We start from the raw sequence: 19,755 nt of genomic DNA, 5'->3' as shown, positions 1-19,755 counted from the left end.
CGCCGGAGCCTGAACTCAGCGAGAGCTTCGAGTGAACTCACCCAGTGGCACATCCTCGGAGAGCTCCTGCCGCTGCTCGCGGTATTCACGGGCGCGAGCCCTTACGAGGAGAACGACGCTCACTGGGCCGATGGCCATCATCTTGAGAGCGTTCCAGAGGCAGACCAGCACGACGAGGTGGAGCCATCCTGGGCCGCCGTTCTCAATGAGTGTGGTGCACCAGAAGGCGATGACCAGGTAGGGACCGGCCAGGAGCATCGCGGGGACGCCCCACTTCAGTCCCTTCCTCGTGCGGATCAGATCGAGCAGGATGTTGCTCGGCATGTAGCAACGCAGGAAGTAGCGAACCTCGGCGCTGGCTGTCCACAGTAGGCGGATCATGATGGGCTCCTCTCAACACGCGAGTCGTTGTCGAGACGGTGCGTGGAGAGTGACCCGAAGGTCTGCCGCGAGCGGCCCAAAGGTAAGGAGAAATCCGCCTCACCTCAAGGCTACGCCCCAGTCATGACATTGGGAAGGGTCAGATGCTGCGCCCAGGCCCGGGCTGGTCGCGCCTGACGGCCTGGAGATCGACCTCTGTCTGACGGCTCTCATCAGCGACCAGCTGACGTACCTTGTCGAGCGCGGAGCGCGCTCGGGCGGCGTCGATCTTCTGCGCGGCCGACTCGGGCGGGGCACCGATGGGCGCGTCGTCGGTGATGCGGTACCGGTCTCGGTAGGCCGCGACCACACGTGCGGACTTGCGCCAGGCCGCGGCTCGTCGTCGATCGGCGAGCGGTGTTCCGAGTGCCTTCGTCCACGCTGCGTTCTCGGTGAGCGCGGCTTCGAGTGTGGCGTCGGCGCGTGCCTCGATCAGTTCCTCTCGCTCGTCGAGAGCTGCTCGCATCTCGGCGTCGATGACTCCATGCGCCCGTGGGAGCAGGCCGGCGATGAGTCGTGCTGGCTTGCGGGTTCGGCCTGATCCTGAGGGCCGGGCGGTCGCCCGCTCGACTCGGTAGTGGAGGACGGCGGCGATGTCGTCCGCGTCACCGAACCCGCGCACGGCCACGAGGCGCGGCAGGAGGGCATCGACATTGTGATGGTTCGCTTCAGCGCGTCGGAGTTCAGCCGCGAGCGGGCCGAACGCCTCGGACTCGATGGCACTCTCGGCCTGTTCCTCGGTGAGCCCGGAGCCCCGAACGAGAGTGGCCCAGCGGTCGCGTTGGGCTGCGGCGGCGATGGTCTCGTACTCGGCGGCGAGCTGGGCGATCGAGCCCCACTGTTCCTGTTCGGCGACGATGGTCTCGTGCGCCGAGAGTTCGGCCCCACTGTGCTGCAGGACTCCGTAGAGCACGCTTCGCGCGGTGGCATGCGGGTCGTCGCCGGGGTGCGGCTGCGCATGGTCGTCTGCGCGGTCGAGAGTCACGTAGGCGTGGTTCGAATGCCGCCCTCGGGTCATCGCGACGTAAAAGGTCTCCCTTGTCGAGGTTGGTTCGACCAGGACGTGCGCGGTGTCGGTCGTGATGCCTTGCGCTCGGTAGGCGGTGACCGCGTAGCCGAGATCGACATGCTCGGCCACGTAAGCGGCGGGGAGGAGGATGCTGCCGCCGAACCTCCGTCCTCGCTTCCGAGCCCTGATGGTTCCATCGTCGCGGACGGTAGTGCCGGCCCCATAGTCGCGTGCGATGGTGATCGTCCCGTCGTCACCGACGGCGGTGACGGTCCAGATGTCACCGTTGCGCACCCAGTCCCGCCCGGCCAGGGTGCGCAGGTTCCGGTTGTTGAGTCGCGTGATGATGGTGTCGCCAACGCCGGCGGCGGTACCGTCGCGCAGCTCGACCTCGCGGTCGGGCTTCAGCGTCTTGTTGAGGATCAGATCGGCACGGGCGCGACCGTTCAGCGCGGTCACGTCCTCATGGGTCTCGGCGATCAGCACCGAGACGAGTCCGGCGTCGCGATCGGCGCGCCAGGCGCTGTAGGCGGCATCGGTCATGGCCTCGCCGTCGCCGTCGGTGATGCGCTGATGGGCGAGGTAGGTGTCGATAGCCGCCGTGCGGCCGTGGCGTAGCTCAAGTGAGGCGGTCTTCTCCCAGACGTGGGTGAAGCGGTGAACGTCGACCAGTTCGGGGGTGTCGGCTCGGTCTCTGGCGATCATCGCGAATGCTCCGCCGGCGTCCACGGATTGCAGTTGCGCGTAGTCGCCGACCAGCAGCACCTTCGCGCCCGCTTCATGGGCGAGGTGGGTGATGCGGTCCAGCGACAGGGCGCCGGCCAGGGATGCTTCGTCGATGATGACGAGCTGTCTCGCCTCGAACGTGGTGCCGTGGATGAGGTGGTTCTGCCACCACTTCGCCGTGTTCTCCGTCGCGATCCCGAGATCGTCCGCCAGCACCTGGGCGGCAACCGCCGACGGTGCCAACCCGACGACCGAACCGGAGCCGTGCTCGGCTTCCCACGCTCGTCGGAGCGCGTTCATGGCGGTGGTCTTGCCCGCCCCAGCAGGACCGACCAGCACGTCAAGCATCCGCCCCGACACCGCGATCCGGGTCAAGGCATCGGCTTGGTCGTCGCCGAGCATTCGACCATCCGCGGCGGGTCTGCGCGTGGTATTTTCGATCGTCGCGAGCTGCACCGTCGGCCCGGCCAGGTTCGCTGCTCGTTCGAGGAGTCTGTCCTCGGCCGCGAGCTGGGCCTCGGAGGTGAACACCGTCGAGCTCTTCGGTCGGAACACGGAACTGCCGTCGGGCCGACGGAACACGACAGGCGAGGAGGCGAGTTCGGGGGGCGTCAGCCGAAAGGAAACGAGCTCGGCGGCATCGGCAACCATCGCGACGATCGCTTCCCGATCGTGCATGGTGGCGAACCGCCAGCCCATCGTCTGCCGGGATGCCTCGGCCATGAGATTCCACCGTCGCCAGGTCGAGCGCTTCTCACCGACCACCTCGACGACCGAACGCCCAATCTCGCCGATCACGTCGAGCGGCACGTCGTCGGCGCGCAGCAGGAGCGGCTTGTTGTTGTCGGTGACTTCGCGTGCCCACGTCGTCGCGTCCCGGCCGAGGGTCTTCGTTGCGCGCTCCCGCCACTCGGCTGTGAGTTCAGCCAGGGATCGGACCTGTTTCTCAGGCCGCGTTGCAAGGGTCGCCTGGGCTCGGAGTTTCATGATGGCTGCCGGTGCCGGGCGTCGTCCGTGCGCTGCGATGTACTCGGCGATGAGGCGGTCGGTCTCGGCGTCGATGTGACGGGCGCGGGTCGAGAACTCTGCGATCAGTTCCTCGGGCACTCCCGTGATCGCCCATGCCGGGTTGTGGTCGCGGCCCATCTCTCGGGCCTCCCACGAGACGCCGAAAGTGCGCGTCATATGGTCGGCGAACACCGCTTCGTGTAGCTCGGAGAGCGCGACGACGGCGGCGTGCATCGGTCTGCCGTCGAGCGAGCGCCACTTCCCGTCGAGGACGGTCTTGGCCTTGTTGCTGATGACCACGTGCGTGTGGAGGTGGGGGTCGCCAGCGCGGGAGTCGAAGTGATCGAACGCGGTCGCGATCAGCCCCGTGACATCGACCTGCGCAACCGCGCCGTCCCCGGCGGTTGCGCCCGTGCGGGTGGCTGCAACCTCGCGCTCCATGAACGCAACCACCTCCGCAACCGCTCGATGATGCGCCTCCCCGATGAGCGCTTGGACCCCGGCGTCCGCGACTGCCCACAGCACGCTCGTGGACTTCGGGATGGAGAAGGTGAAGTCGAAGCCCGCCACAGCACGCCGTGTGCTGCGGGCAGTCTCCTCGGCAACGATCTGCGCGACAGCCTCGCCCTTGGCCCCAGGCGTCATCGTCGGCTCAAGAGCGGCGATCCGCGCCTCGATCCGCTCGTCCTGGCTCTTGTACGCCGGGAAGCCCAGGCCGAGCTTGTCACCTGTGATCGGATCACATCCCGTGCCCATCAGGAGCTGGAGCTGGTCTTCTGACACTCGGTCGCCCACCTGAATCTCGCCCTTGCCCAGGGCCGCTACGCCAGCGCCGACCCAGCGACCAGGCGGGGTGCCTTCCTCCATGTAGTAGCGGGTCAGCGGCGTTGAAAGCGGCCGGTTGCCGTCGGCCGCCGCGACGGTCCTGAGTAGGTACTTGTAGCCGTCACCTGCCGACATCACGCGCATCGAAACCGTCATTCTCGTCTCCGTTCCTGTCGGGCAGGTGAGCACCCTCACCTGGCCACTTCTGCTGCGGTGACGCCTGGCTCTACCTCGACCTGCAAGAGGCGTGTGACCTCCGAGGGCGGATGGAACGAAGGCCGGAGGTGGAGGAGTCGGGCGGTAGGCGCGTGTGGGTGTCGTGCACCTGACAGGTGGCCAGCTCGGCATCAGTTCTCGGTGAGGCACGGATGCCGGGGCGACCGTTACCGGAGCAGACTTCATGTGCGACCTCACCGTCAGCGGCGAATCGCGACTCAGGATCGGGTCGCTGCTCAGCGGCCACGGCGGCCTCGACCTCGCCGTCGAGCACGTCTTCACCGCCAACACCGTGTGGTTCTCCGGACTCAACGCGCCCATCGCCCGCGTCTTCTCCCACCACTAGCCAGATGCACCGAACCTCGGCGACATCTCGACCATCGACTGGAGTCAAGTCGAGCCCGTGGACATCCTCATCGGCGGGTTCCCGTGCCAAGACGTTTCGACGGTAGGCAAGCGCGCCGGCCTCGCTCCGGATACCCGCTCGGGGCTCTTGGCGCACGTGGCCGCAGCCATCGACGCGCTCCAGCCCGAGTGGTGACGGCGCTCACTGAAATTCCCCACTTCAACTCTGAGGAATTTCGCTCAGCGCCGTCAACGCTGTGGTCCCTGATCGACGGACTGTTCAGCGCTGGGGAGGCTACGCCGACGCCATCACCCGCTGGGAACACATCACCGGGCGACCCGCGCCCGCACCAGCCCTCCTGAACGACGCCGACGGCGCCGGCCCAGCACCCGCGTTCGTGGAGTGGCTCATGGGCCTACCGACCGGATGGGTCACCGATACCGACCAGCTGACGCAGAATCAACAGATCACCGCGCTCGGCAACGGAGTGCTACCTCTCCAGGCCGTGTCCGCACTGTCGCTGCTCGCCGCGTGAACGTGGACTATGAGAGAGGCACGTCCTCCGGCGCTCCCGGTGTGGTTCCCAGAGCGGCGAGCAGGCGGGTCCGGATTCGCTGCTTGCGCTGCTCGAAGAACGACGTGAAGTCGGCCAGGTCGAGAGGGAGGCCGTCGAGGTCGTTCTCGGCGAGGTAGGTGGCTCGCTTGTCCTCGCCCGGGAAGGCGGTGTCGATCCACTCCGCAGGCAGGCTGTCCTGCTTCTCGATGTTGGCGGTCCCGGCGAGCAGCTGGAGGTTCGGCAGGAGGTTCACGGCCGCCAGGTAGTTGTCAATCTTGTCGAGCGGAATCCCGGCGTCGAGGAGCTTCTTCCTGGTGAACCGGGACTTGGGAAAGATGTGGTCTTCGTGGAACTTCTTGCTCAGGTCCAGCCCCGGGTACAGCACGGACAGCACTGAGAACGTCCGCTGACCGGCGTACTTGAGGTTGAGCAACTCGTCGATCTCGGCGTTGTCGAACGCGAGGCTCTTGCCGACGGCCGCCATCGCCTCCTCGACCGCAGCGACCGGGAAGCCATTGGTCGAGTTGGTGCGGAGGACATCGCGGATGCGGGTGAGGAGCGTGTCGAGCCCCGACCCCCAGATGCCACGCTTGACCAGCGAGCGCGTCACCCACCGTTGCAGGGCGAGCCTGTCGGCCGCGTCCGCAGTGGAGTCGAGGTAGGAGTCGCCTGCACCTCGGAGGTGCAGGTAGTGCGCGACCGGGACGATCACGCTGTTCGCGGTGAGGTTGCGCTCGTTGTACCCGAACTGCTGAAGCAACGTAGCGGCACGGAGCAAGGCTCCCTTGATCTGCGGCCACGCGGCCTCCACCCTGGCCATGTTCCCCTGGGTGAAGTTGGTGACCTTGAACCGCACATCCACGTCCGCGATCGTCAGCGCGGTCTTCAGCACCACATCCTTGGAGAACGAGAACTGGCGGCCGGCGTTGCTGTTGATCTCGGAGACCAGCGAACGGACCTCCTCACGAGCGTCCAGCTCCTGCCACTGGTTCGTTGCCATCGACAGCAGAAGGTCGGAATAGGAGAGCGTGGTGCCGCCGCTGTTGACGCGGACGAAGATTTCGAGCACCTTATCGGCATCCTGATCGGTGACCAGGAAGTAGTTCATCGGCTTGAGAACCCGCACCGCCTCGTACAGGTCGTAGAGCCGCTGGAATGCGTCAGCCGATCCGGCGATGCCCCGTTGCTCCAGCTCCCGCATGATCGCAGGGCCGGCGTTGGCAAGATCGAGGACCGCGCCGACCCGGAACCACTTGTCGGCCTCGCCGTCCGCCGGGGCCGCCTCCCGGTCGGTGAGGAACCGCAGGTCATACTTGGTGCCGAGTTCCTCGTCGTCGGGCTCGTCGACGAGGTTGAGATAGAGGCGCTTGACGGGGAACGCATCCGCGCTGTTCCACCACGCGTACTTCTTCTTCTCCGCGAAACTGCCGTACAGCGCGATGTTCAGCGAGGTGAGCCGCTGCTGCCCATCGAGCACCGCCGTCGTGCCGCTCCCCGAGGGAACAGTCGCCTTGTCCGCGTAGGGGTTATCGCGCTCGTGGTAGTTCGTCAGAAACTCATAGAACGTGTACGACTGCGCCGTCTCGGGCTTGACGTCCCAGAGCAGGAAGGACCCGACGGGGTACCCACGCATGAGGCTGTCGACGAGCTTGGTGATCTGGTCGGCGCCCCAGACGAACTCGCGCTGGATCGCCGGCATCAGGTACTCGCGCTTGTGGATAGCGGTCAGCATCTCCTCGATGCTGCGCGGGGTCTGGAACGACATACGGTGTGACTTCTCTCAATCAGACTGGCGGATGGTCAGGCTATGGTCTTATCTTCATGGCGACGACAGTGTCGCACGGGGGTCACAGCGACAAAGCTCGTTGCGGGATTCGATGCAGGTCCAGGGCAGAGCGGCGCGAACCCAATGAGCACCGGCCATCAGATCACCCGCTCGTTCGGCCGCATGGAAAGTCTGACCGTCTGCTTGTTCATTCGTCGAGCGCTTTCACGAGAGCGTCCTGCGCGTCACTGTAGAAAACGAACGAGACCTTCGTAGCAACCTCGTCGCTGACGTCGAGGAGTTGGCGGCGGGCTGATACCGGGAGCAAGAGGGCCGTCGCTCCCTTCTCCATCGCGTGCTCGGCAAGCTGCGCTGCGTTGAGGATCGTCTCGACGCCGCCGCCGAGCGACAGATTGCCGACAGCGATTAGGCCACCCCGGATTGACCGCTGGAGCATCGCCGAGGCCAGCGCGAGGAGGATCGGCAGTCCTAGGCCGGCACCGGTCTTGGCAGCGTCGAGCGCGCGTATCTGAGCGGTGAGGTTGTGCTCGCGCGGGTCGCGGTCGCCCACGAGTTGTCTTGCCTGGGCAATGAGGTTCTGCTCTGCGACCTTGAAGCTTTCCCGGAGCGCGGCGGGTGCGGCCTGGTTGAGTAGACCGCGTGCGCCAGAGCCGGGCGTGTCCGCCGCCTCGATTCGGTAGAGTCCCGGGCCGACGTCGCCGCCGCCCTCGGAGATCGCCCACACCTGGCCTGGGGGCAGCGGATCGAGCCCGATCGAGTCGGGGCTCGCGAGCTCGGGGGTCGAGACGAACTGCTCGACTCCCTCGCCGAGGCGGTAGCCGAACTGGGTGTTACGGAACTCTGCTGCGCCAATGCGGCGCTGCTGTTCCTTGACGCGGCGCCGGCACTCCAGTGCGATGCGCACCGCCCATTCGAGGTCCTCGTCGGAGATCGCGGCTTCGGCGTCGGGATACAAGAGCTTGAGCAGGCCATCGACCGTCTTGTTGACGGCCGACAGATCCCGGCCCGACAGTGCATCGGAGTAGTTGACCCGCCCCTGGATCGAGGTGAGGCGAGACTGGTCGCGAAGGCGCGACCAGCACTCGGACAGGAAATCACTCACGAGTCCGAAGTGGTGAGTGAAGTAGGTCGGGTTGAGCTTCGGAACATCCCAGCCGGGCAGGTAGGCGTGGATGCGGTCCATGAACGCCGTGTCGTCACGCATCTCCGGGGGCAGCGGCGAGAGCAGGTGGCCGATCCGCTGCTGGTGGGCGACATCCACGTCGAAGTTCCCGACCAACATGATCGAACCGTCAGCACGGATGGACTCACGGCCCCGGGAGAACTCACCCGACTCCATGTAGCCCTTCATGATGTTGACGCCGTCCTTTTGGTCGAAGGAGACGCCGGAGACTTCATCGAAGCAGACGACGTCGTACTGCGCGACGAGGCCGCGTTGCCCAGTGGCATTGTTGACGAACATCCGGGCGACGGTGGCCTTGCCGCCGGAAATCAGGTGCGCGTAGGGCGACACCTGCTGGAACAGGTGGGACTTGCCGGTGCCACGAGGCCCTAGTTCGACCATGTTGAAGTTCCGCTGGACGAACGGGACCATGCGCAGCAGGAGCACGTCTTGCTCGCGCTCGGTGAGTTGCGCAGGTTCGAAGCCCACTGACCGAAGCAGGAGGTGCTTCCACTGCTCTGTGGTGAACCGTGAGCGGCCTTCGGCCAGACGCGAGAGCGAATCGCGGGTTGAGAGCTGGATGGGGCGGAGCGACCCGATAGCGAAGGGCTTGCCGTTGTTCTCATCAGCGATCGCGGCGTCGTAGAACAGATCAACCTCGGCATAAAAGCCACCGGTCAGCATGCGCTCGTTGTCACGGACAACGTCATCGTCGATGCGCACGTCTCGGAGCCCAAGGCTCGGCAGCTCGGCAACGTAGGCGTTCGACTTCGCATCGAGTCGGGCCTTCACGAGATCAATGAGCTTGACAGTCATGCGCTCACGCGCGCGTGACTTGAAGAGCTCTTCTTCGCCTGCCCGTACAGTGCGGTCAGCGAGCAGTCGTCGTACGACCTGGAGCCCTTCTTCGATCTCCTCCGGGTCGGTTGTGGCGCAGTAGCGTCCGATGAGGAATTCTCCGACATAGGTCGGGACGGGATACGCGCCCTTGAACTGCTGGGCGAGGTCCTTGCGAACGACGTACCCCTCGAAGGCGGATGCTGCGATCGTGTCGATCTCGTCGAGCGTGATTGCCTCGGTCATTCGACGCCTCCTACCGTGGTTTGTGCTTGCGCTAGAACTCCACCGCTCGGGTCGAGTAGTACAACCCAGGCGCTCGCCCCAGCAGGAGCCTGTTCCTCATCGACGAGCACCTTGACCTCGCCCGGCTCGGTGGGCGCCTTCGGGCCGCCGACGGCGCTCGATGCGTCGGCGGGGTGAAGCCGAACTTCGGCGGCCACTTCGGCTTCGGCAGGGCCGTAGTCGATGCGGCAGCGCTGTCCTGTCCATCGAACAGCTTCAATCTGGACGGGCGCAACGACCGAGTCGCCGCGGGTCACGGTGACGAAGGGAATCACGCATTCCTGGAGACTCAATCCGCCGTGCTCGTACAGGCAGCCCGCTTCAAATGCGGCAGCTCCGGGTGCGCTGACCATGTCGACAGATGAGTCCCAAGTCCAGGGCAGGATCGGGAAATCCGGGCGCGCCGCGGCGGCCTTCAACCGCGCCACACGCGGTTTGCGGGCAGCATCACCTTCCGTCACCTGTATCGGGAGGGTGACCTTCTGCGCTGCCTGGCCGGGCAAGAGGAACCCGTGATCGGTGACCACGACGACCTTCCGCCACCCTGCGTCAAGCAGCGTACGAACGCGCTCGGCGATGAGGTCGAGGTGGTGGTCGATGAGGTCCGCCATCTGATGCCCGTGCGAGTGGCCCAGCGAGTCGATCATGTTCGTCTGCGTCCACGCTGTTCCGGCCGGGTCGCCGACCTGAGCGGTGTCCCAGTCGAGGAACTGCACCTCCGCCCCAGCGAGGGCCGATCGCAGCACTGCACCCTTCACAGATCGCCCCTGATCGTCGGCCGCGTCGAAGGCCGCGCCGCCAGCCATGCTGATCCTGATCGGCGCCACCGCCGGCTGGCCGGTTGGCGTGACGCTGGGGAAAGCCGCCTGGCGCGGCTCCACAACTACCGCGAGACCCGACAGTCGGCGAGCAACACGGGTGGCCAGGTCGTAGCGCAGTGCATCGACGTAGACCACGCATGTTCCGGCGGCTACGTCGAGGCCCGTCTGGCCGAGGTAGGTGCCAACTGCGGCCTTCTGGAATGCTCGTGCCGACTGATCGACCCACGGGTCGTAGATCGCGCCGAGAGCGTGGGTGACAGCGGCCCTGTCTTGTGCGGTCTTGGCCGTCGCGATCGTCCGCAGTGCGAGGTCGTCAATCACGTGGCCCTCGTGGCTGTACCAGGCAACTTGACTCTGGAGATCTGTTGCTGTCGAAGCGGTCGCTACACGTTTTGCCAGTTCCGCGAGGTGACCGGCGGCCCTCGCAAGGGGCGCCTGACCGAGAGCAGCCCATACGTTGTCTTCGCGCGGCGTGTGCGCGGCAGCGAGCTCTTCAACGCGACCACGCGGGTCGGGATGAGTGCCCAATGCATTGAGTGCCGACCTGAGCGCGTCCTCCTGGTCGCGGTTCCACGAAGGCCACGAGTCAGGGTGTGGGTCGGTGTCTCCAAAGAGCGGCACCACAGAGGGCCGCGCCTGGTCGAGCAAGGCAGGAAGGTTCGGATAACGGCTCGGGTTCTCCGCAAACCGTTGCCAGACAGCTCCCCACTCGCCAGTTCGGCCGCCGAGCTTACTGGCTGCAGTGAGCGCGCCGTCCTTCTCAGGTCTAAAGCCGTAAACGGACTTGCAGGAGGCGACAAGGGCCTGCCACTGCGCACCTTCGAGCGAAGCCCGCACAGCGTCCGGGTCGTTCATCCAATCGAGGAGCGTGCGCACTGAGTCATCGAGCACAAGGTGGTGCAGGCGAGACGAATCGAGACGCCCCATACGTTTGAGATCGGCGATGTCCTTGAAGAGGAGCTTGTCCAGCACCTGAGCGAGGGCCGCCTTCGTCGCACTGTCACTCGCGATGTCGAGCCCCGCACCCTGCTTCGACGCAAGGAACGAGTGCGGCGTCCAGGGCGTCTGACCGTGGGCAGAGGGCCACCAGTTCGAGCGGATCGCAACGTCGGCCAGCGGCGCGAGCGAGTCGTCGAGCGCCGCTGCCTCTGCCACGGAGCCTCGACTGACACCCGGCAGGTAGATAACCCACGGGTTGCGTTCGTCTGGTTCGGCAAGATGAGCAGGCAGTTCCGCTGACTCGGGCGAGGCGAGAACGGCTCGAAGCCAAAGCGCTGGACCTCGTGCAGCTGCAGGGTCGTACTCTCCGAGCACCAAGATGGGCACTGCCTCCTGGAGGATGCGAATCACCGGCTCCCAGGTGCGCTCAGGATCGGCCCACAGAACAGCCGCTGGGGCAGAGTTCGCCCCCGCATTGAAGGCAGCAGCGTCACGGAGGGCTTTCGCGACGATGGCACGGACAAGCGTCATTTGGCGTCCCCCGCCTCGCGCCGGGCGGCACGCCGCTCCTCAAGCGTTGGGTGAAGGTCATTGATCCGCTCCGAACCATCAGGATTCGTTCCACGGTCTTTCTTCCAATGCACGTTAACCTTCGACCGGAGCACACCAGCAGTAACAAATGGCCTGATGTTGAGTCGCACCCCGTCGTCAAAGTCGGGCTCCCAGCCGATCGGCTGCTCGGCCATGGTCTTCCACCGCACGTAAACGTCGTACGGCGGCGCGCCCTCAAGGATCAGCTTGAGTTTGCGCTGAAGCTCTTCGGCGGCAGCGAGTCGCGCATCGGCACCGGGACGCTCTGCCCGGGCCTCGTGCTTCTGTCGGTCGATCCATGCGCCGAGGACGGTAAATGTGAGCTTCTCAAGCGTCCGCCGATCAAGGCGATGGTAATTGACGATTGCCGAGAACCCGTCCTTCCGACCATCCCAGATGTGCCACAGGAACGGCCGGTTTTTGAAAACCTTCACGTGCTGGGCGAAGAACGAGTCACGGAGCCAGTCGTCAAGCTTGCCGTTTTTTCCGCCCGCCTCCATCACGAGTCTCCGCTCAGTCGCGGCGGACCATTCGCTATCGAAGGCCGTTGCAAGCAGCTCTCGGACGCGCGTAACCAGATCAGGTTCGTTTGGGAGCGGCTGCAAGGAGGCTATACCGTCGGCATCGGCGAACCGGTCGAGTTTGTCCGGCTCCTGAGTGGGCCAGCGATATCCAAGGACGCGGGCGACGGCGACCTGGAGCGGGTTCAGCGATCCCGCAGGGTTGCCGCCAAATAGCCACTGCGTCGGATCGTAGGAGCAAGGACTGGGCAGTGCTCCTCGCACCTGGGCCGTGTCCCGCCAGCGGTCACGCTCGAAGGCGACCTTGACAAGAGTCGCGTTAGTGACGTTGAGTTTCGAGTCAACTGCTCGGACATCGCGCGCATACTTGTCGCTTGAGAGGTAAGCCCAGAGGGCTGGTAGATCGGTCTCATCGTGTGGCACGACAACGGCTGCATTCATGTCGAATATCTCGCCGGTGTACAGGGTTACGGGCAAGTCGCCCATTTGCGAAACGACAATGCCGCGCTTGCCCCACACTGAACTTCCCTGAATCCGAGCCTGGGGGTTGTTGATCAGAACCGCGCCCTCATCTTGCCACCAGATGATCTGATCTCGTCCTGCATACGGTTCGGTCCCGCTAACCGAACTCTGGATATGACGGAACTCTGGATGTGGCAGTTGGACCTCCCACATCTTCCGCATGAATTGGGGGTTGTCCCCCGTAGTCACACCCTGTGAGGATGTCGCGCTCGCAGCCAAGAGGGTAGAGCGGTCGATCACACTAAGGGTGATCCGGTGATCAGGATTCGCCAACTGGCTATCCGCCGATACCGCTGAAAGATCGCCTTCCGCTAGCAAGGAAGCGACCTCTGTCGGGGTAGCGCCCTGCCCGGCATCGACACCCACCAAAGAACGCTCTCGCGCAGGCGATGAGATAACAAGATCGGTGTGGAAATCCCACATGCTCGTCGAAAATCCGTTCACACCGAGGGCACCCACGAGATGACGGGCACGATCGCTCAGGACTTCCTTCCGAAGGGTTGAGTAGGTGACCTGAAAACGCCAGTTCTGCGGAATGACGAACGCGACACCCGCGCCTTTCCACCGACGCCACATCGAGTAAGCGAGGTTGCCGCTCGCAGCAGGGTCTGAGGCCTTCGCGTATTCCTTCAGCACTTCAGACTGACGACCGGAGGACAAGAACGGTGGGTTCGTCGCGACAAGGACGTAGTCGCGTCCGAGCATTCCCGCTGCGTGCATAACATCGTCTGCCGCATTCCCCAGAACCGTTGGAGCGTCCGGCTCCGCAAGGATCGCTTTCGCCAGGACCTCTCGGGCGTCGTTCCACTCGACGCCAATACTCAAGTCCACGCCGAAGAGCCCGCCACTGCGTGCAGGCGCCGGGCGAGGGTCGATAAGAGACCCGAGCGAGTCTGCATTACGGAACAAACCATGTAGACGAGTCATTACCTTCTGAAGCTCGGCGTCTTCGCCGGCCAGCGACTCCCATTCGGACTGCGACGCTCGAACCGGCACGCCCGAACAAGCAATCCGCAGGGCCGGGAGTTCACGGAACCCTCCCTGCTTCCATGCCTCCAGCGCCACGTTGAAGGTCGCGATCTGGGTGCATCGCGGGTCGAGTTCGAGGCCATGGAGGTTGTCGCGGAGGACTGCATCTTGTGCCTCAGTCGGCGTGAGGCCCTCCTCCTCGGCACGCATGCGCCAGAGCATGCCGAACATTGCGACGAGGAAGTGACCGGAGCCGCAGCAGGGGTCCATCACCGTCACGTCGGCAGCATGCTCGGGCCAGTCGCTGAACGAACCGGCGGCAGGGGTTCCGTCCTCGTTGCGGCGCAGGTACTCCCAGCCGTCAAGCAGGGCAGATTCGGGGTGACGCGCGGCCCACCATGCTCCTAGAGAGTTCTCGAGCAGGAATCGAACCATGTAGTTCTCGGTGAAGAGCTGTGTGACGGGCGAGAGGTCGGCCCCGCCGATCTTGATGCCTGACTCGTTGACGCGCTTCTTCTCGGCCGTCTGCCAGAACTGATACACCCAGCCAAGCGCGTCCTCCGTCGTGAAAACCTCGGACGGAATGTCAAGAAGGAGGCGCTCCAGCGCACTACGGTGTTCGGCTGCGAACTGGACTTGTACCGCGGGGTCGGTGAGGCGGAACACGCCGGGCAGAATCTCCGAGGCGAACCGCGCGGCAACGGCCCAGGCATCCGGCTCGCCAAGGTCAGACGCGAGATCGCTGCAGTCTTCCAATGACAACGGGATATCGCGGTAATCCGGATGCCGGAGCAGGCCATTGACTTCCAGGAAGCGCGCGAACAGCAAGCGATGCCACTGCTCGTAGGCAACGTCGTGCACCAGGTTGGTGAGCGGTGCACCTGCGCATGCGGTGTCATCGCCGAGCTGCCGTGCTTTGTCGCGGAGCGCGAGCCGGAGCTTGTTCTGCTCGTCACTCAGGTAGCCCGGACGGCTCGGCTCGGCAACCGCGAGAGCGCGCAGAGCATCCTCGGCTGCGCGTTGTGCAGCCTCGCGGGCGCGCTGCGTCTGGGCATCTAGAAAGCGTCGTTGGTCGAAGTTGAGGACTTTCGTCGTTTCTGTCGTCATGTCAGCCCTTCACCACCACGGTGTCGCTACCGTTGTTCAGGGCGTCGAGAAGCTGCATCCGCAGGGCCGTGATGTAGCGCTCGACCTCGTCGGCGCTGCTCAGGCTCGCCGTCGAAACCCGCACTGTGGCCGTCTTGGCCGCAGGTGTCGTGAGGCGAATGGCCGCTTCCAGCGCCCGCGAAGCCCGTTGCGGGATGGCGTCGAGTTCAGCGGTCCACCCCTGGAGCGGGCGAGTCTGCGCCGCACTCAGGACGGCAGCAGCATCTGCAAGGTTGGGCTCCGCCTCGATGCCGAGATGATGTTCCGTGAGGAGCGCCTCGCGCTGCGCTTCGTCGAGAGCCGTCCATGCTGGCTGCTGTTCGAGGCTGGCGACAGCCGTCGCGCGGGCGTCGCGCAACGCAACTGCCGCTTCGTGGATGGCATCGCGGAGCGCCTCGGCGAGTTCTTTCACGATCGGGGCGACTGGATCGGCCTCGGTGAGGAGATCACGGCTCGCGGCCAGTGCGTCGAGCCGCTCACGGGCCGCCGCCGCGGACTCCAGCTCCGTGGCCGAGGATGCAAGCGAACGCGCCAGTTCGAGCGAGGGTGTGCGACTCTTGAGCCTACGTTCCAGGTCTCCGAGTTGGTCGCTGAAGCTCGTGAGGTCACTCTTCGCTGCCAGCAGGGCGTGCACACGGTCGTTTCCCGACGAGCTCAAGATCACCTGAATGCTGCCTGGCACTGTGATGTCAGGCAGCGGAGCAGGCCCGCTCACGCCTTTCGCGCGGTCGACGAGCGACTTGACGGCCTGTTCGGCGGCCGAGACGAGTCCGTCGTTGTCGGTCGGGAAGCCGAGGTTGCTCAGCACCTGGCGGGCCTGGATCTTCTCGGCGGGCTTGAGCACCGTGACCTCGCGGCGGAGTTGCACGTTGCCGAGGCGGGTCTGCTTGAGTACATCGGCCGTGGTCGCATCGCTCCCGTTGAGCGTCGCACGGATCACTCCTGTGTCTAGGAGCACGCCGAGGGAGGCCATGAGTGCGTCGCGCGGCCAGCCTAGCGGCTTCGATGTCACGGCCTTCTCGACCTCACTCGCGGACGTGCCCGCCGGGCCGACGTGGCCGAGAATCTCTTTGACGACGGGATGCTGCTCTGGGTCGGCATCGAACTGGAGCGCCTTCAGCGCGTCGGCCGCCGATCCACTCCGCACGCGCGCGATGACCTGCGGCCACCGGTTGTCGTCAGCTTCGGAGAACCGCGGGAATAGGCGGGTCGCGGCGGACTGTGCGCCCGCCTCGATCCGCTCGCGCAGGCTGACGCCGCTCGGCGAAGTCCCACCCCCGAGGAGTACGTTCGCCCGGCCGATGACATCGCGGACGTGGGCGTTCACTTGGTCGGTTGCACGGTTGAGGCGGGTTTGCATCGCGCTTCGTGCCTGCTTGCCCTCGTCGTCCTGCGGGATTCCGTGCTGGTCGATCACGCGCTGCGCGGCGAGCTTGTTGCGGACTGCCGCGGCGAACGCTGGAGCCTGGAGTCGGGGAAGGTGTACGAGAACGATTGGCGACTCGATGCCGAGGCTGCGGGCGGCCTCGTCGAACTGCTTCGCCGTGATTCCTTCGTCCCACTCGGAGCGGAGCCACACCGGGATCGCATCAGACTCCGGCGGAAGCGAGGCGTCGGTGTGCAGCGCGAGCTTGCGGGATTCCTTGGCACGACCCTGCTGGATCGAAGCGGGCAGAGCCCGGTTGACCTCCGCGAGTAGCAGCGAGTCGCGCTCTGTGCTCACCTCGCTGTCGGTGACTTGCGCGTGGTGCCTGCGGAATGCCTCGTCCCACTCACGGCCCGCCTTAGTTTGAAGGCGGAACTCCTCGCCATCCTGCTGAATGACGCCCTCTTCGGCGAGCGCTTCGAGCACCGCAGGCACCTGCTGCCGGAGCCGGTCCCCGTCGTGGGAGAGGTCCTCGACGAGGAGGTCGACGAGATGGTCTGCCGTCGCGCGGACGCCGATGTCGCCGTGGCCCGATGTAGGGAGCAGACCGATGAGGTGGATGAGGCCGAGGATGCGGCCGCGCAGGGGGTCCTTCTGCCCCTGTTCGTGGATGAGCGTCTGCGTCTCTTTGAGAAGCAGGCCTGCGCCGTTGAGGTCTTCGTTCTTCTGCGAGTAGAGGAAATCGGCGCCGACCACAGTGCCGACTGACTGGGGAGCGACCTTGCGGTTCGCCTCATGCACGATGCGGAGCTGGGAGCGCAGCTGACCGGCGCGGCCGGCGTCGGCCTGGCGGAGCACGCTCTCCCAGAAACGACGGCGCAACGGGAGCAGCGGGTAGTCCTCGGCGAGGTCTTTGTCGTCCGCCGCGGTGTGCTGAATCCGGCTGCCGATGAGTTGGCGGGAAATCTGCCCGGAAACCGACGCCAACGTGGCGTCAAGAGCAGGCTTCCTGGCGGGCTCCTTGCTAAGGAGCACACGGCGGACAACGGCGTCGACGTCCTGGTTCTTGAGCACGACCTTGACGGTGAAACGGTCCTGAATCTTCTGAAGCGTCGAATCAGCCGTCAGTTCCTGCTGGCCGGTGGCGACGAGCAGCACCCGACCGTTCAGTTCGCGCGACACAGACTCAACAAGGTTCTGCACCTCCATCGCTCGGCCGCCGTCGCCGCTGATGTACTGCTGCACCTCGTCGAGGACGATCAGCGACGGCGGGATCTGGCCATCGCCGACGTACTGAAGAATCTTCTTGAGCAGCGCGATCGTCTCGTCCGTGGAGAACGAGCGGGTGTCCGGTGGGAACTGGTTGCGCAGCGCGGCACGTACGTCGCGGGCCGACGACGCGAACGCGGGGTCCGCGGCGAGGATCGCGTTCGCGAGTGGCGTGCTGAGGTTGTATTCACTCAGCTCGTGGACAAGGTCTCCGCCGTTGGCCGCTACGTGATCGCGAACAGCGTCGAGGTGCCCGTTGCCCGCGAGCCACAGCGCAACCTGGGCGGGGGCGACACGCGTCGGCAGTCCCGCCGACCCGAGGACGATCGAGAGAAACACCGAGTTGAGGGTGTCGCCGCTGCGGTCGAGTGCACCTGCTGCCGCCCACGGTGCGGCACCGTCGCGTCGGCCGAGAGTTGTCAGCTCGGTCAACTGGTCCTGGATGCCCTGGGGGATGTTCGTCAGACCGCGCGCGGTCGCACCGTTCGGAAACTTCGTGTCGGCCCACAGGTGCTGGAGGACGCGGACGAGGTGAGACTTCCCGCTGCCATAGAAGCCCGACACCCACACGGCAGGCTGCGTCGTCCGATTCCGATGCCCGGTGTAGGAGTCAAGGATGCGCTGGAGGCCGTGCTCGTACTCGCCCTCGCAGACGAAGCTCTCCAGCTCGTACTTGAGGACTTCCCACTGGTTGGAGTCCTCGGGACGGTCCACATTGGTAACACCGTCGTTCGGAATCTCGAAGCTCAGGGGCGGCCGGATGAACAGGTCGTTGTTGATCGTCACGCGATGTCCTTCTGCGGGTCGATGACGCGCGCGCGGTAGTTGAATCCGTCACGCGCGTCGAGCAAACGGAATGAATGAGTCTCCGGGTCGTGAAGCCCAGGAAAGAGCACGAGAAGGCGTCCGGTGACCGCGGAGTCAACGGACTTGATTACGCTCGATGCTCGCAGGAACGGGAAGATCGAGCCGATGCCGACGAGTGCCACGACAGCGTTTTCAGGTGCCGTTTCGAGAGCCTGGCGGATGCGCGCGACAAGCGCTGTCTCAAACTGATCCAGGATCGACTGAGTGAGGTCGCTCGGGTCCTCGTAGAACGCTTCCGCATGCCGGTGAGCGGACAGCCAGCGCCCGAAGTCGTCGGTGACGTCGAGTACAGCCCAGACGCGGCCGGCCTGGGTAGTCGCCAACTCGATGCTCGGCAGAGCGTGCCGCATTTGGCGTTCCAGGTCGGGCGGGTAGACGAGCATCCAGACGCGCTCACCGCCCGAGACATTGTCCTTCCATGCCAGCGGCAACTCGGCCTTGTAGGCGTCGACGAGATCGGAGACGCGGCTCATGCGACGCCGCCGAAAGTCGGGAAGGACACATCCACCACGTTGCCCGCAACGAGCAAGTCAAGGAGGCCTTGGGTGTGCGCGTCACGCAGTGCCTCCAACGTGCGGCCAGGGGCCAGCCCCAGAATCTGCGACCAGGGGTTGTCGAGTACGCCGATGCCGCGTCCGCCGGCGAGGTGACCGAGGTAGGCCGCATACGCGATGGCCGCCGGACGGGCCTCCACCTCGGTGCGCACCTTCTTGGCGCGGCCCGCAAGGTGCCCGGTCTGGGTCCAGCAGGCCCCGGTATTGCGGCCAGTCTTCCCAAGGGTTGACTCGGACATCTCGCTGCCGAACTGAGCGGCGACGGCAGCGGTGAGGTCTGCCGAGGTCACGCTCGAACCCACCGGGAGGTCCGCGATCGCGGCGAACGACGCTCGGAGGACCTCGTCACGGGTGAAGGCCAGCAGCCCCGCCAGGAGTTGGCGCGATGCAGGGTCAATGTCCCAGAAACGCCGCAAGGCCGTGAACTCAGCACGCCCCGGATCAAGGAAGTACAGCTCGCGCAGGTGGCGGAACGAACGCTGCCGCCCGGCCAAAGTTGGCCGTCCGAGGACGTTGCCGTCGACCACCGCTTGGCGGTACTGCTCGGCGGGCGCATCGGATGGCACTTCGCGGAGGAGCTCCACCAGGTGGGGAATGCCAATCGTATGGCTGGCGGTCGTCCGCAACGTGCCGAGCGTGAAGTCGCTCCCAGCGACATGTGAACTCGTCATCTCTCGGTCGTCCTCCTTCCGGTCGCGCGCATCGCGTCACGCACCCGGAGCGGGGCGTTGCGAATCTCGCTCACGAGGGGCTTCATCGCAGGTTCGATCTCAGCAGAAACCTCTGACATTCGAGCCTTCATGGGGTGTCGTCTCCTGCGGCGCCGCCTCGTCGCACCCAGTCGTCGATCTCGCTGGCTTGGAACTTCCAGAGGCGTCCGACCTTGTGGGCGGGCATGGCCTTCTCGGCGATCCAGGTGTAGACGGTGTCTTTGGTGACCCCGAGGTGGGCGGCGATGTCGTCTGCGGACAGCCACGGCTCAGCCACGTTGGTCCTCCCTCGCTCCATGGCCTA

General features: G+C 65.3%; 13 protein-coding genes. 3 read left to right on the top strand and 10 right to left on the bottom strand.

Annotated features, from left to right (window positions below):
• Positions 1-15: 15 nt before the first annotated feature.
• The gene (locus AB0N68_RS11710) at positions 16-381 is read right to left on the bottom strand and encodes a sulfate permease (RefSeq protein ID WP_363332778.1); all 366 of its coding nucleotides are present in this window, start codon (positions 379-381) and stop codon (positions 16-18) included.
• 139 nt (positions 382-520) lie between these two features.
• Entirely contained in the window at positions 521-4,144 is a 3,624-nt protein-coding gene (gene mobF / locus AB0N68_RS11705; RefSeq protein ID WP_363332776.1) for a MobF family relaxase, read from the bottom strand.
• A gap of 244 nt (positions 4,145-4,388) precedes the next feature.
• Here mobF and AB0N68_RS11700 point away from each other — a divergent pair, with 244 nt between their 5' ends.
• The 3 genes from AB0N68_RS11700 (at position 4,389) to AB0N68_RS11690 (ending at position 5,085) form a co-directional block, all read left to right on the top strand.
• Positions 4,389-4,550 carry a hypothetical protein gene (locus tag AB0N68_RS11700; RefSeq protein ID WP_227007193.1) on the top strand — a complete coding sequence of 54 codons (162 nt, stop codon included), beginning with the start codon at positions 4,389-4,391 and terminating at the stop codon, positions 4,548-4,550.
• Between the two features lie 57 nt (positions 4,551-4,607).
• Positions 4,608-4,745 carry a DNA cytosine methyltransferase gene (locus AB0N68_RS11695; protein ID WP_363332774.1) on the top strand — a complete coding sequence of 46 codons (138 nt, stop codon included), beginning with the start codon at positions 4,608-4,610 and terminating at the stop codon, positions 4,743-4,745.
• A 214-nt stretch (positions 4,746-4,959) separates the two neighbouring features.
• Entirely contained in the window at positions 4,960-5,085 is a 126-nt protein-coding gene (locus tag AB0N68_RS11690) for a hypothetical protein (RefSeq protein WP_259862334.1), read from the top strand.
• 7 nt (positions 5,086-5,092) lie between these two features.
• On the opposite strand, the gene AB0N68_RS11685 is transcribed toward AB0N68_RS11690, so the two are convergent.
• The 8 genes from AB0N68_RS11685 to AB0N68_RS11650 form a co-directional block, all read right to left on the bottom strand.
• Positions 5,093-6,871 carry a DUF262 domain-containing protein gene (locus AB0N68_RS11685; RefSeq protein ID WP_208098686.1) on the bottom strand — a complete coding sequence of 593 codons (1,779 nt, stop codon included), beginning with the start codon at positions 6,869-6,871 and terminating at the stop codon, positions 5,093-5,095.
• Positions 6,872-7,079: 208 nt separating this feature from the next.
• Positions 7,080-9,137 (bottom strand): protease Lon-related BREX system protein BrxL, encoded by a 2,058-nt coding sequence (gene brxL, locus AB0N68_RS11680; RefSeq protein WP_363332771.1) that lies wholly within the window; start codon positions 9,135-9,137, stop codon positions 7,080-7,082.
• The gene (pglZ, locus tag AB0N68_RS11675) at positions 9,134-11,467 is read right to left on the bottom strand and encodes a BREX-1 system phosphatase PglZ type B (protein ID WP_363332769.1); all 2,334 of its coding nucleotides are present in this window, start codon (positions 11,465-11,467) and stop codon (positions 9,134-9,136) included. The genes brxL and pglZ overlap by 4 nt, the downstream gene beginning before the upstream one ends.
• Positions 11,464-14,646: a BREX-1 system adenine-specific DNA-methyltransferase PglX gene (locus AB0N68_RS11670; protein ID WP_363332767.1), complete on the bottom strand. Its 3,183-nt coding sequence runs from the start codon at positions 14,644-14,646 to the stop codon at positions 11,464-11,466. Before AB0N68_RS11670 ends, pglZ begins: the two co-directional genes overlap by 4 nt.
• 1 nt (position 14,647) lies before the next feature.
• Positions 14,648-18,106, bottom strand: a complete 3,459-nt coding sequence (gene brxC / locus AB0N68_RS11665; protein ID WP_363332765.1) for a BREX system P-loop protein BrxC — start codon at positions 18,104-18,106, stop codon at positions 14,648-14,650.
• Positions 18,103-18,660 carry a BREX protein BrxB domain-containing protein gene (locus AB0N68_RS11660; protein WP_129392764.1) on the bottom strand — a complete coding sequence of 186 codons (558 nt, stop codon included), beginning with the start codon at positions 18,658-18,660 and terminating at the stop codon, positions 18,103-18,105. Before AB0N68_RS11660 ends, brxC begins: the two co-directional genes overlap by 4 nt.
• Entirely contained in the window at positions 18,657-19,412 is a 756-nt protein-coding gene (locus AB0N68_RS11655) for a hypothetical protein (RefSeq protein WP_363332763.1), read from the bottom strand. Before AB0N68_RS11655 ends, AB0N68_RS11660 begins: the two co-directional genes overlap by 4 nt.
• A gap of 127 nt (positions 19,413-19,539) precedes the next feature.
• Positions 19,540-19,728, bottom strand: coding sequence for a helix-turn-helix domain-containing protein (locus AB0N68_RS11650; RefSeq protein ID WP_129392770.1), 189 nt, complete (start codon positions 19,726-19,728; stop codon positions 19,540-19,542).
• Positions 19,729-19,755: the final 27 nt, after the last annotated feature.

This window comes from Microbacterium meiriae (assembly GCF_040685015.1).
Classification (GTDB): domain Bacteria; phylum Actinomycetota; class Actinomycetes; order Actinomycetales; family Microbacteriaceae; genus Microbacterium; species Microbacterium meiriae.
This window is presented reverse-complemented; position numbering and strand designations above follow the sequence as displayed.

Excerpts from the sequence above, each read along its gene's own strand:
- AB0N68_RS11690 (WP_259862334.1), top strand. The coding sequence starts at position 4,960 with ATGGGCCTACCGACCGGATGGGTCACCGATACCGACCAGCTGACGCAG.
- AB0N68_RS11685 (WP_208098686.1), bottom strand. The coding sequence starts at position 6,871 with ATGTCGTTCCAGACCCCGCGCAGCATCGAGGAGATGCTGACCGCTATC.
- AB0N68_RS11660 (WP_129392764.1), bottom strand. The coding sequence starts at position 18,660 with ATGAGCCGCGTCTCCGATCTCGTCGACGCCTACAAGGCCGAGTTGCCG.
- AB0N68_RS11655 (WP_363332763.1), bottom strand. The coding sequence starts at position 19,412 with ATGACGAGTTCACATGTCGCTGGGAGCGACTTCACGCTCGGCACGTTG.
- AB0N68_RS11710 (WP_363332778.1), bottom strand. The coding sequence starts at position 381 with ATGATCCGCCTACTGTGGACAGCCAGCGCCGAGGTTCGCTACTTCCTG.
- AB0N68_RS11670 (WP_363332767.1), bottom strand. The coding sequence starts at position 14,646 with ATGACGACAGAAACGACGAAAGTCCTCAACTTCGACCAACGACGCTTT.
- AB0N68_RS11700 (WP_227007193.1), top strand. The coding sequence starts at position 4,389 with ATGTGCGACCTCACCGTCAGCGGCGAATCGCGACTCAGGATCGGGTCG.
- brxL (WP_363332771.1), bottom strand. The coding sequence starts at position 9,137 with ATGACCGAGGCAATCACGCTCGACGAGATCGACACGATCGCAGCATCC.
- pglZ (WP_363332769.1), bottom strand. The coding sequence starts at position 11,467 with ATGACGCTTGTCCGTGCCATCGTCGCGAAAGCCCTCCGTGACGCTGCT.
- mobF (WP_363332776.1), bottom strand. The coding sequence starts at position 4,144 with ATGACGGTTTCGATGCGCGTGATGTCGGCAGGTGACGGCTACAAGTAC.